Source organism: Acinetobacter sp. WA-87 (assembly GCF_039938935.1).
GTDB lineage: Bacteria > Pseudomonadota > Gammaproteobacteria > Pseudomonadales > Moraxellaceae > Acinetobacter > Acinetobacter seifertii.
This window is the reverse complement of sequence record NZ_JBDUVF010000002.1, coordinates 51,960-64,326: the sequence shown is the minus strand read 5'-3', so window position 1 is coordinate 64,326 and position 12,367 is coordinate 51,960. Positions and strand designations below refer to the sequence as shown.

Here is a 12,367-nt window from a genome sequence, read left to right as displayed (position 1 = left end):
TCTCTCCTTATTTCCAGTTTGGCAAATCAAGCCAAGGGGTATAGAGGAGAATAGCCATGTTAGAACTTATCCTTGTTTTATTTATTGCTATTTTTCTAGCATGGTGCCTCAGTAAATATTTATCCCAAGTAATGGCAAATCAGCCGATGGTTGGCGATGGATTATTTCGTTGGATTGAAAATCCTGTATATCGCTTGTTAGGTATATCTCCACAACAACAAATGAACTGGAAACAATATTCTTTAGCATTTGTTGTTAGCTGTGTTTTTTTAGCTGTAGCCGTTTTTGCTATTTTTATGACGCAAGCATGGCTACCATTAAACCCAAATCACGCACCAAACATGAGCTGGGATTTAGCATTACACACAGTTATTTCATTTTTAACCAACACCAACCAACAGCATTATTCTGGTCAAGCTCAATTGTCTTATTTGTCGCAAATGACAGGTATTGTAGGTTTGCAAGTCATCACACCAATGATGGGGCTAGCTTTAGTTGTTGCGACCTTAAGAGCTTTCTTTTATCAACGTCCTAGCCATATTGCGGCTGATGTTGCGGAACAGCCAGATCAAATTTTAATTGGTAACTATTGGGCAGATGTAATACGCCCTACAGTCCGTTTCTTGCTTCCTCTTTGTTTTGTTTGGTCATTGTTGCTTAACAGCCAAGGCGTACCAGCAACTTTTCAGGGTGGGCCGGAAGTACAGCTTATTGATAAAGCAAATACCGTACAAACCCAAAAAATTCCATTAGGTCCAGTTGCCCCCATGGTTGCTGTTAAGCAATTGGGTAGTAACGGTGGCGGTTGGTATGGTCCAAATAGTTCTGTACCTTTAGAAAATCCAACGCCGCTATCTAATTTATTAGAAATGATTGCGATTCTGCTCATTCCAATTACAGTCGTTTTTATGGTGGGACATTTTACTCGACGTAAAAAATTTGCCTACTTTGTGTTTGGTAGCATGCTTTTAATGTCAGTTATTTCAGGTGCAGCAGCTGTCTGGTCTGAAAGTATGTCATCGACCGCATCACAAATTGCTGTAATGGAAGGTAAAGAGCAACGATTTGGACCAGCAGCATCAGCAGTTTGGGCAGCGCTTACTACACAGGTAAATAACGGCTCGGTCAATATGATGCATGATTCGTCTGCACCGCTTACCGGTTTAGTCGAACTCATTAACATGCTGATTAATGCCATTTGGGGTGGTGTGGGCTGTGGTCTGCAACAGTTTATGATTTATCTGTTACTTGCCGTATTTATTGCAGGTTTAATGACAGGTCGTACTCCTGAATTGTTTGGACGTAAGATTGAAGCGGCAGAAATTAAGTTGCTCGCGATTATTATCTTGATTCAACCTTTAGTCATTCTTGCATTTACCGCATTAAGCCTCAGCATTCCAAGCATATCTGGAATTAGTAATCCGGGACCACATGGTATTAGCCAAGTGTTCTACGAATATGTCTCTGCATTTGCCAACAATGGTTCAGGTTTTGAAGGTCTTGGAGACAACACTGTATGGTGGAATGTAACTTGTAGTATCGCTCTACTGTTAGGACGTTTTCCGACCTTAATTTTGCCATTAATGATTGCGACACGTTTAGCAGCAAAAAGAAAAGCACCCGAAACAACAGGTAGTCTTCAGGTTGAAACTCCAACCTTTGCCTTAACGCTGATTACGATTGTTGTATTGCTTACCTTATTACAATTTATGCCAGTTCTTGTCCTTGGGCCAATTGCCGATCAACTTTTGTTGGTTAAAGGCTAAGGAGGCGAGTGAAAATGAATACACAAACTCATGTAAATAGCCATAAAACGACTGTGGCAGTACCAAGTTTTGAAGTTTGGAAAAATGCTTTTGTAAAATTGCTACCACAGCATGCGATTAAAAACCCTGTGATGGCAATTGTATGGCTTGGAACCGTAATCACTGCTCTAAGTACCTTAATGGGATATGCCACACTGGTGTTTAGTTTGGTCGTTACAGCAATTTTGTTTATTACGATTTTATTTGCTAACTATGCTGAAGCGGTTGCAGAGGCTAGAGGTCGTGGACAGGCATCTTCATTGCGTGCAGCAAGAGAAAACTTGACTGCTCGAAGACTTAATTCTTTGACAGACCGCCAAGCAACTCAAGTTGCAGCCACTGAACTTCATTTAAATGATTATATTGAAGTTCATGCAGGTGAGCTTGTTCCAGCCGACGGTGAAATTGTAGAAGGCTTTGCCACCATTAATGAATCGGCGGTTACAGGTGAGTCAGCACCCGTGTTACGTGAAGCTGGAACTGACCGTTCAGGTGTTATTGGCGGGACTAAAGTTCTTACAGATCGTATTGTTGTGCAAGTGACTGCGGAATCTGGCCAAAGCTTCTTAGACCGTATGATTGCTTTGGTTGAAGGTTCAAATCGTCAAAAAACACCGAATGAGATTGCACTTGGCTTCTTGTTAATGGTGATGACAATTACCTTCTTAATTGTTGTGATTAGCTTGCCGTTTATTGCTCATTATTTGCATATTGAACTTGATCCAGTCGTGCTTGTGGCTCTGCTGGTCTGCTTAATTCCAACAACCATTGGTGGCTTGTTACCTGCGATTGGTATTGCGGGCATGAACCGCGCGCTCAAAGCTAATGTTTTGGCGAAATCAGGTAAAGCGGTAGAAGTTGCGGGTGACATTGATGTACTTTTACTCGATAAAACAGGAACCATTACATATGGTGACCGTCAAGCGACTTCTTTTTATCCTTTAACCTCGGTAACCGAGTCTGAGTTGAGAGCTGCTGCTTGGGTAAGTTCACTTGCCGACCCAACACCAGAAGGTAAGTCGATTGTTAAGTTAGCAAAAGAACAGGGTTTAAAACAGCAAGAACCTGAGCAAGCCGAATTTATCTCTTTTAGTGCGTCAACTCGAATTTCCGGTGTGAATTTACCGAATGGTGAGCAAATTCGTAAAGGCGCTTTAGATGCAATCTTGAAATTTGTAGATGAAGATTATTCGCAAGATCTAGAGTTAAAAGCGCGTGTTGAACAAGTTGCCAAAAAAGGAGCAACACCTTTAGTCGTTGCTAATCAACATCATGTATTGGGTGTGATTGAACTCTCAGATGTGATTAAACACGGTATTAAAGAACGTTTTGCACGCTTAAGAGAAATGGGTATTAAAACTGTCATGGTCACAGGTGATAACCCATTAACTGCTGCCGCGATTGCTGCTGAAGCTGGTGTAGATGACTATATTGCCGAAGCAAAACCAGAAGACAAATTGGCGTGTATTCGCACCGAACAACAACAAGGTCGTTTAGTTGCAATGGTTGGTGACGGAACCAACGATGCACCAGCATTAGCACAAGCGGATATTGGTTTAGCTATGAACTCGGGTACACAAGCCGCGAAAGAAGCTGGCAACATGGTCGATTTAGACTCTGACCCAACCAAATTACTCGCTGTAGTTGAGATTGGGAAACAGCAGTTGATTACCCGCGGTGCTTTGACAACATTTTCGTTAGCAAATGACGTCTCTAAATACTTTGCCATTTTGCCTGCATTGTTCGCTGCTGCGATTCCACAAATGCAAGTATTGAATGTGATGCATTTGGCGAGTCCAAACAGCGCGATTTTATCTGCATTAATTTTTAACGCTATTATTATCCCGTTATTAATTCCAATCGCACTCCGAGGCGTGAAATTTAAACCTTCAACTGCAACTCAGTTACTACGTCGAAATATGTTGATTTATGGGGTGGGCGGTGTGGTTCTACCATTTATTGCCATTAAAGCGATTGATGTTGTGATTGTTCAATTATTTGGTTTGTAATCTGGAGTTTGAAATGAAAACTTATGCACAAAATTCAGAAGCAAATTTGGGTCAGACCTTAAGAGCATCTTTCGGACTTCTAATTTTTACCCTTGTCGGTTGTGGTGCTGTTTATAGTGCGATCGCTACAGGTGCGGGACAGGTGTTATTTAACAATCAAGCCAATGGTAGTTTGATTGAAATAAACCATAAAGTTCTAGGGTCAAAATTAGTCGCTCAGCCATTTGTTGGAGAGGCTTATTTTCATCCACGTCCTTCAGCGGTTGCTTATGACCCAATGTCTATGGGGGCCACAAACTTAGCCCTTACCAATCCAGAGCTTCAAAAACAAATTGATGCTCAGATTCTTGCGGTTAAACAACAAGACCACACAGGTAATGTCCCTATTCCAAGTGATTTAGTGACTAAATCGGGTAGTGGTATCGACCCGCATATTAGCCCTGAATCTGCTCAGTTACAGGTTGCCAAAGTGGCTCAAGCGCGTCATTTAGACCCTAAAGTTGTAGAAGAGTTACTCCAAAAGCATATTGAACCAGCTCAGTTTGGTGTACTAGGGCAAGCTCGTGTTAATGTATTAGAACTAAATATCGCTTTAGATCAATTACAATCTACACATTAACTTGAAAATAAAATTGTTAGTTTACCGGATGATATCAAGTGCAAAGTAATCGCGAAAATCAGGCTGAAGCCTTATTAAATCATGTCAACAGATATCAAGCCGGTCGACTAACGGTCTTTCTCGGTGCGGCACCTGGTGTCGGCAAAACCTATGCCATGCTTGCCCGCGCTAAAGAGTTATATCAACAGGGCACAGATGTTGTTGTGGGTATTGTTGAAACCCACGGAAGAATAGAAACTCTAAAAATTTTGGAAGGCTTGCCTCAAATTGCTAGAAAGGAAATGCAATATCAGGGGCATACTTTAGAAGAAATGGACTTGGATGCTATTTTACTCAGGCATCCGGAAATTGTTTTGGTTGATGAATTGGCTCATCGCAATATACCAAATAGTCGCCATGAACGACGGTGGCAAGATGTCAATGAATTGCTAGACGCTGGTATTGATGTATTTACCACCATTAATATTCAGCATTTAGAAAGCTTAAATGATGTGGTACATCAGATTACGGGCATTCGAGTAAATGAAACTGTGCCAGATCGTGTATTTGATCGTATTCGAGACATTCGTTTAATTGATTTACCTGTTAGTGAACTCATTGAAAGGCTCCATCAAGGAAAAGTTTATGTGCCGGAGCAAGCGAAGCTGGCATTGCAAGGCTTTTTTAGCATTTCAAATTTAACAGCATTGCGTGAACTGGCAATGCAATGCGTTGCTGAGCATGTCGATTTAGATTTAAAACAGAGTTACACCTCTAAGGGTTTGAAGTCTATCTCGTTGCAAAATGAATTGATGATTGCGATAGATGGACAAGGTTCTTCTGAATATTTAGTGCGGGCAGGTTGTCGGTTAGCTGAACGCTATGGGGCAACATGGACTGTAGTGAATGTTGCTAAAAGTTTGGACTTTGGGCAGAGTTCAGGAAATTCATATAAAAAAGCATATATTGAAATTGATCGGGCATTTGAGCTGGCTCGACAACTCGGTGGTCGAACAGAAGTCTTATATGGGCATCGAGTTGCGTCAGTGTTAATGGATGCTGCCGTTGATCGAGGTATTTCCAATTTGGTCATTGGCAAAAGTATTTCGCCGTGGTGGTTAAAGTTATTTAAGAAAAATTTAGCTCAGCAATTATTAAATCAAGAAAATTCGATTGCTTTAACGATTTTGCATCCAGAACAGGGCACTAAAAAGACAACTCAACTTGAAAAGCCATCATTTTTATCATTAAAAGAAAGTATTTTTGTTTTAGCGGTTACTTGTGTCAGTATTTTTATAGCTCACTTTGCTGAAGTTCTATTGGGTATTGAAGACTTTTCTGTCATTTTTATTATTTCAGTTTTAATTGTAGCAACCAAAACTAGAATGCTCGCTGCTGTAGTGGCAGCTCTTATTTGTTTCTTAGCCTATAATTTTTTCTTTATAGCACCACGTTTTACATTTCAAATTTCAGCACACCAAGGCGTAGTGACTGTAGTTGCTTTTTTTGCGGCAGCTTTAATTGCTGGGCGGTTGGCTTCTCAGTTACGTCAGCAGGTTTTGTCTTTAAAAGCTGCCAATGCTTACACCACAGTGATGCAAGACTTGGCACGTAAGCTTTCTAGTGCGGTGAACCTTGAAGAAGTCATGCAGACGGGACGTATGACTTTAGAAACCCAGCTTCAAACTAAAGTGTGGATTTCTATTCAAGATAGAGTTATTTCATCTGATATTGAGTTAAATGATAAAGAAAAAGTAGCTGCAGAATGGTGCTTAAAACATCAACAACCGTGTGGACGTTTTACCGATACCCTTAGTCAATCGAACTGGTGGTTTTTACCACTTTTAGAGCAAAAAAATAGCCTAGGTATAGTGGGAATTTACTTTAAGGATGAAGTGGCTTCTCTAAATTTTGAGCAAAAGAAACTGACGGAAAGTGTAATCGAATATATTGCACAGGCAGCACTTCGAACCCAATTGGTCAATGAACTTGAACAAGCAAAAGTCACCAGTGAAACAGAGCGCTTACGTTCAGCTTTATTATCTTCGGTATCGCATGATTTACGCTCACCACTTGCTTCTATTATTGGAGCAGCGGACACACTTGCGAATTTTAAAGCTGATATGTCAGAACAAGACCAACAAGATTTACTTGAAACGATTCATTTAGAAGGCGAACGGTTAGACCGTTATATTCAAAACCTACTTGATATGACCCGTTTGGGACATGAAGGTTTAACTTTAAAAAGAGACTGGATTGGAGTTGATGAATTAATTGGTTCAGCTACCCGCCGTTTAAAACGTTATAAACCAGATACGCAAGTAGTGGTTCAGTTGCGTGAACACCCTATTAGTTTGTATGTCCACCCAGCATTGGTAGAACAAGCCATTTTTAATGTTTTAGAAAATGCTGCAAACTTTTCACCTCCCGATGAACCAGTCATGGTTCGTGCGAATCTTTCATCAGAAGATGAAGTAAAAATTGAAATTGAAGATAGAGGTGCGGGAATTCCTGAAGATGAAAGACATCGTATTTTTGATATGTTTTATACGATGGAACGAGGAGACCGTGGAAAATTTGGTACTGGTTTAGGACTTACAATCGTAAAAGCGATTATTGGTGCTCATATGGGTACAATAGAAGCATTTTCAGGGCGCCAAAATAAAGGTACTTTAATTCAAATCAGATTACCCATTCACCCAGTAAAAGAATAAGTTGTAAATTCATGATAAGTTCAGAAACATCACCTGTAGAAACACGCATTGTGATTATTGATGATGAGCCTCAAATCCGTAAATTTTTAGACATTGCTTTAAGAACTCAAAAGTATAAAACCACGCTCTGCGAAACGGGTTATAAAGGTCTAGAAGCTTTAGCAACACAAGGGGCTGATTTGGTTATCCTAGATTTGGGCTTACCCGATTTAGATGGGAAAGAAGTCCTTCAAGAGTTACGTAGCTGGTCAAATGTGCCGGTTATTGTGCTATCTGTACGCGCTGATGAATACGAAAAAGTTGCTTTGCTCGATGCTGGCGCAAATGATTACATGACCAAACCTTTTAGTGTCCAAGAGCTTTTGGCACGCATACGTGTCATCTTAAGAAATCAACCGATTCAGCAAGAAGCACATATTTATGACGATGGTTATCTTAAAGTCGATGTCACGCAACGTTTGGTATGGGTCGAGCAACAGCCAATTACTTTAACTCGAAAAGAGTTTCAACTTTTGACGCTATTAATGCGCTATCAAGGGCAGCTTTTAACACAGCCACAACTTTTAAAAGAACTATGGGGGCCAACGCATCAGGAAGATACGCATTATTTACGTATTTTGGTCGGTAAGTTGCGAAGCAAATTGGGGGATAATGCGATTCAGCCACGTTATATTGCTACTGAACCTGGTGTTGGATTACGTTTTTTATCAAAACAGAAAAATCATTAATGAGATATAAAAAAAACCTTAGGGTATTTCTCCCTAAGGGTTTGCAAAGTGGTTTATAGTTTTTTTGCTTTTTTTATTTATATATCCCAATGTCGTTCTGCTTCAGTCATCTGACTATAAATATTTTGATATTCAGCCTGTTTAACTGTGTACCAATGCTCGACAAAGTCAGCTCCTAAATATCCTTTTAAAATAAGACTTCCTTTAAATATTTTTAAGGCTTCCTGTTGATTGTTGGCTAATAAAATGTGCTCGTCTTGAAATTTTAAAAGATGTGCAGGTTTTGGCAGCGGTAACTTATGAGATAAGCCATAAGACACGCCAGCTAAAATAGTGGCTGTAACCAGATAGGGGTTACAGTCGGCTCCAGCAACCCGATACTCTAAACGTTGATTTTGTACGTCTGAGCATGGAATACGGATTGCGACATTACGGTTATTGGTATCCCAATTGGCTTCTAATGGCACATGATGCCCAATTTTAAAGCGTCTATAAGAATTAATATTAGGCGCTAAAATCGCCATAGATGCAGGCATTAACTCAATGAGTCCGCTAATCGCGCTGAGTAATTTGGTAGAAAGCTCATCTTTTTCTTCTTCTGAGCTAAATATATTTTCATGATATTGATTCAGCATACTCATATGAAAATGCATGCCACTACCGGCTTTTGCCAAGTTCGGTTTCGCCATGAAACAAGCAGTTAAGTCATGTTTTCTTGCGACTTGCTTTACAATTCTTTTTAAAGCATTAATTTGATCGCATAGCTTCAAAATGTCATGGCTGTGTTGCAGATTTAATTCATATTGTCCTGGGGATGATTCTGCAACAATAGCGGTAATTTCAATAGATTGTAGTAGGGCAGCTTTTTCAACTTCATCTAGGACTTGTTGGTAGTTATTGGGTGCATCTATATCAAAGCATTGGTTTTCTATACATGTGTCAGCCTGATGCTGAGGTGAGAAAAGATAAAACTCTAGCTCAGCAGCCATGACAGGAAAATAATTATGATCGTGTAACTGATTTAATATTTTTTTTAATATATTGCGTGGTTCATAGCGGCAGTCTGTACCATCTTCTTCTTGCATGGATAGGTAAAGCTGAGCATTTAATTCAGGAGATAAAGCACTAGGTTGTAAACTGCCTAAAATGGGTAGACAAAGTCTATCTGGTTCACCAATATATTTTCCTAGGCCTGTTTCTTCAATCACTTTTCCATCAAGACTCATGGCGTAAACAGAAAGTGGAAAATAACATCCATTCGATAGATTTTTTAGACTCTTAACATCAATACGTTTACCACGAATATGCCCGTTTAAATCGTGTAGACAAATATCAATGTGTTGAGTCTGAGGATATAAACTTAAATATTCATCAACTTCTTTTAAAAAAAGTTCTGAGTTAAAGGTATCGATTTTCGTTTGTGGAATAAGATCATCTGATATTTTAAATGCCTTAAAGTGAGAATCTTTTAAGTTTAAATTGGGGTAAATAAGCGTACTCATTATAAAAAACCTTGGTGGTTATTTAACTCAAATCCTACCTGAGCCTTTGAAGGAAATCGCGTAAAAAAAGAGTAAAGATGGTTGAAGAACATTTCATGAAAAATCTAATTTTTTGTATTTATAATCAATGTATTGGGATTTATTTTGATAATGGATTTTTAAAGTAAAATTAGCGTATATCAATAGTCGGAGAGATATAAAACTTCTACGGATTTCACTTTCTAAAGTTAAATGTGGTTGGAAATTGAACTCTATCATTTGGTCAGATGGTGAAACTGATTTAAACTTAAAATGCTTATCCAGTTAAACATTTATGTATAAGTCTCGAATAAAGTAGGACTTATATAGGTGTGTAATGGAATTTTATTTTTTGCGTTTTTTTAAATTTTATTTTTGAGTTCTCTTAATATGAAAAATATCGGTTTAGCCATTTTAGCAATCAGCCTCTCGGGTTGTGCTGCAATGAGCGTAGAAGAATGTAAGACGGCAAATTGGTCATTAGTGGGTGAGAAAGATGGAGCAAAAGGTTCTTCACCGCGCTTAGATCAATATTACAAAGCATGTGGAAAAGCTAATATTGTTCCAGATCAAAAGTCATATGAACGTGGCTACAAAGAAGGTCTAGGGTATTATTGCCAGCCATCAAACATTTTTTATAACGCTTTAGAGGGGAACGGTAATATTAATGTATGCCCAATCGAGCAGCGTAATCGTTTAAGACCATATTATCGTGCTGCTTCCGACTATTACAATGCAAAAAATGAATATGACCGTTATGACGAAAAGTTTAAGCAGTATTCTGACAGTGCTTATAACGAAAAATTGAAGCCAGAAGAACGTGAACGTTATCGTAAGCTTTTAAGAGAACTACAAATTGATCGTGACCGTATTAATCGTAACTATTGGAACTCAATTCGAGATATTGAACGTTTCAAATATGACCATGGTTTAAAATAATATTTGAGAAAAAGGATTGGTCTCGTTAAGATCAATCCTTTGTTTTTTTTTAAAGGTAATAACTGGTTTTTGTCATTAACTTTGAAATAGCGGTCATACTGATTTTTACCGCATAAGGTAATTCAACACCGCCTGCTTCGAGCGCTGTATGACGATGATGTAATTCATCTTCATTCATTTGCTCTAAAATTTTACGAGAGCGTTCATCTTGAGCAGGTAATTGGTTTAAATGATCTTGCAAATGGATGCTTACCTGACGCTCAGTTTCAGCAACAAAGCCTAAGCTATATTTATCACCAGCAATACCTGCAAGAGCACCCATACCATATGATAACCCGTACCAGATAGGGTTTAATAAACTTGTATGGCTATTCAACTCTTTTAAACGATCTTCGCACCAAGCTAAATGGTCTTGTTCTTCAATTGCTGCTTGTTGCATTTCGCGGCGCACATTCGGTAATTTCGCCGTTAATGCTTGTCCATGATAAAGGGCTTGGGCACACACTTCACCACTATGATTAACACGCATTAAGCCCGCAACATGGCGAGCATCTTCTACTCCAAGTTTTGTTTCAGCTGTTTCAGCCGGATTTTGGCGCTGTGCTGCTGTTGCACCTGGGACAAGACTACGTAATGCCTGATCAAAGGAGTTAATAAGTTGATCAATTCCTGTGTAGTGGCGCATAAATTAGTCCTCCAAAGAAAGATGTGCTGTGGCAAGCATCGGTTTTAGTCGGGCGAGAAGCCAGATACTAAAGATTGCACTAAGTACAGCTGTAATAATAAATAGTATTTTAATATCAATTTTTAAAACACTTAAGATTAAGATTGAGAAAATTGCAGAAGAAACCATGAATACAGCATTTAAAATATTATTCGCTGCAACAACACGGGCACGATGTGAGCGTGGTGAGTAAGCCTGCATCATGGCATATAACGGAACAATATAAAAACCACCACTGATACCTAATAAAGTCACAGCAATCATGACGTGATAGTAAACCCAACCTTGAGTGAAAATATCTTTTAAGGTCAGTAATGCTCCAGTTCTTTCAGGTACAAAAGCTAGACTGGCTGCAAGGTAAAGTGCAAAAACAGTAAGGCCAATTGCACCGATTGGCACCATTTTAATGTTGATTTCTGAACCACCAATTTTACGGCAAAGTAATGAACCAACACCAATTCCGACAGAGAAGAAGGTGAGTAACAGGCTAACTACATTTTCCGATGCATGAAGATTTTGCTGAGTGAGCTGCGGAATTTGCGTTAAATAAGTTGCCCCATAAAACCAGTACCACGAGTTACCTAATAAAATTGTGAACACTAACGGTAAACTTTTGGCATATGTAATAGTTTGGAAGCTTGTACGAATAAAGTTCCAGTCTATATCTAAATCTGGTGCAGCAACTTTTTGAGGCAGAATGAAGCGACTAAACACATAGCCAATGCAAGCAATAGCGACTACAGTCAGACTAATCCACAGTAAATTGCCTTCTGATGATGCAATTACGGCACCACCTAAGATCATTCCGAACAAGATTGCCATCGAAGTACCAGATTGAAATAAGGCATTACCCGACATGAGTTCGTTTGGTTTTAAAATTTCAGGCAAAATGGCATATTTAATTGGGCCGAAGAAAGTTGAATGTGTACCCATTAAAAATAAGGCGAAGAGTAGCAACCATAAATGCCCCAATAAAAAGCCAGCAGAACCAATGAGCATAATAATAATTTCTAAGATTTTTATGCCGCGTACAAGTTGTGATCGTTCGTATTTGTCTGCAATTTGTCCAGCAGTTGCTGAAAAAAAGAAATATGGCAATATAAACAATAATGCTGCTAAATTATTGAGTGTGCTTACCGGGGCAGATTGTTGTTGAATCCAACCATACGTAATGACTAACAATAAAGCTTGCTTAAAAACATTGTCATTTAATGCGCCAAAAAACTGTGTAAAAAACATCGGTACAAACCGACGTGATGTCATCAGGGATTCATCTTGTTTCATCATGTGCAAGCTTCATTGAGTTTTATTAAAAAATGTGACCGAGTGT

Annotated in this window: 9 protein-coding genes; 6 read left to right on the top strand and 3 right to left on the bottom strand. The window is 39.0% G+C overall.

Annotation, left to right across the window (positions count from 1 at the left end; all coding sequences use genetic code 11):
* Positions 1 to 56 precede the first annotated feature (56 nt).
* Genes kdpA through ABFY81_RS07195 form a run of 5 tightly spaced genes read left to right on the top strand, consistent with a single transcriptional unit; the run spans position 57 to position 7,854 of the window.
* Entirely contained in the window at positions 57 to 1,766 is a 1,710-nt protein-coding gene (kdpA, locus tag ABFY81_RS07215) for a potassium-transporting ATPase subunit KdpA (protein WP_347913453.1), read from the top strand.
* Between the two features lie 8 nt (positions 1,767 to 1,774).
* Complete coding sequence (gene kdpB / locus ABFY81_RS07210) at positions 1,775 to 3,814, top strand: potassium-transporting ATPase subunit KdpB (RefSeq protein ID WP_347913452.1); 2,040 nt, start codon at positions 1,775 to 1,777, stop codon at positions 3,812 to 3,814.
* A gap of 13 nt (positions 3,815 to 3,827) precedes the next feature.
* Complete coding sequence (gene kdpC, locus ABFY81_RS07205) at positions 3,828 to 4,433, top strand: potassium-transporting ATPase subunit KdpC (RefSeq protein WP_347913451.1); 606 nt, start codon at positions 3,828 to 3,830, stop codon at positions 4,431 to 4,433.
* Between the two features lie 38 nt (positions 4,434 to 4,471).
* Positions 4,472 to 7,126 (top strand): sensor histidine kinase KdpD, encoded by a 2,655-nt coding sequence (locus tag ABFY81_RS07200; protein WP_347913450.1) that lies wholly within the window; start codon positions 4,472 to 4,474, stop codon positions 7,124 to 7,126.
* Positions 7,127 to 7,137: 11 nt separating this feature from the next.
* Positions 7,138 to 7,854, top strand: coding sequence for a response regulator transcription factor (locus tag ABFY81_RS07195; RefSeq protein WP_263614026.1), 717 nt, complete (start codon positions 7,138 to 7,140; stop codon positions 7,852 to 7,854).
* A gap of 77 nt (positions 7,855 to 7,931) precedes the next feature.
* Here ABFY81_RS07195 and ABFY81_RS07190 read toward each other — a convergent pair whose 3' ends face one another.
* Positions 7,932 to 9,356 (bottom strand): glutamine synthetase family protein, encoded by a 1,425-nt coding sequence (locus tag ABFY81_RS07190; RefSeq protein WP_347913449.1) that lies wholly within the window; start codon positions 9,354 to 9,356, stop codon positions 7,932 to 7,934.
* Positions 9,357 to 9,764: 408 nt separating this feature from the next.
* On the opposite strand from ABFY81_RS07190, the gene ABFY81_RS07185 reads away from it, so the two are divergent.
* Positions 9,765 to 10,313 carry a DUF2799 domain-containing protein gene (locus ABFY81_RS07185; protein WP_077162875.1) on the top strand — a complete coding sequence of 183 codons (549 nt, stop codon included), beginning with the start codon at positions 9,765 to 9,767 and terminating at the stop codon, positions 10,311 to 10,313.
* Positions 10,314 to 10,362: 49 nt separating this feature from the next.
* On the opposite strand, the gene coq7 is transcribed toward ABFY81_RS07185, so the two are convergent.
* A complete protein-coding gene (gene coq7, locus ABFY81_RS07180) occupies positions 10,363 to 10,998 on the bottom strand; it encodes a 2-polyprenyl-3-methyl-6-methoxy-1,4-benzoquinone monooxygenase (protein WP_347913448.1) in 636 nt (211 codons plus the stop codon).
* A gap of 3 nt (positions 10,999 to 11,001) precedes the next feature.
* Positions 11,002 to 12,324: an MFS transporter gene (locus ABFY81_RS07175; protein ID WP_004700889.1), complete on the bottom strand. Its 1,323-nt coding sequence runs from the start codon at positions 12,322 to 12,324 to the stop codon at positions 11,002 to 11,004.
* Between the last annotated feature and the right edge of the window lie 43 nt (positions 12,325 to 12,367).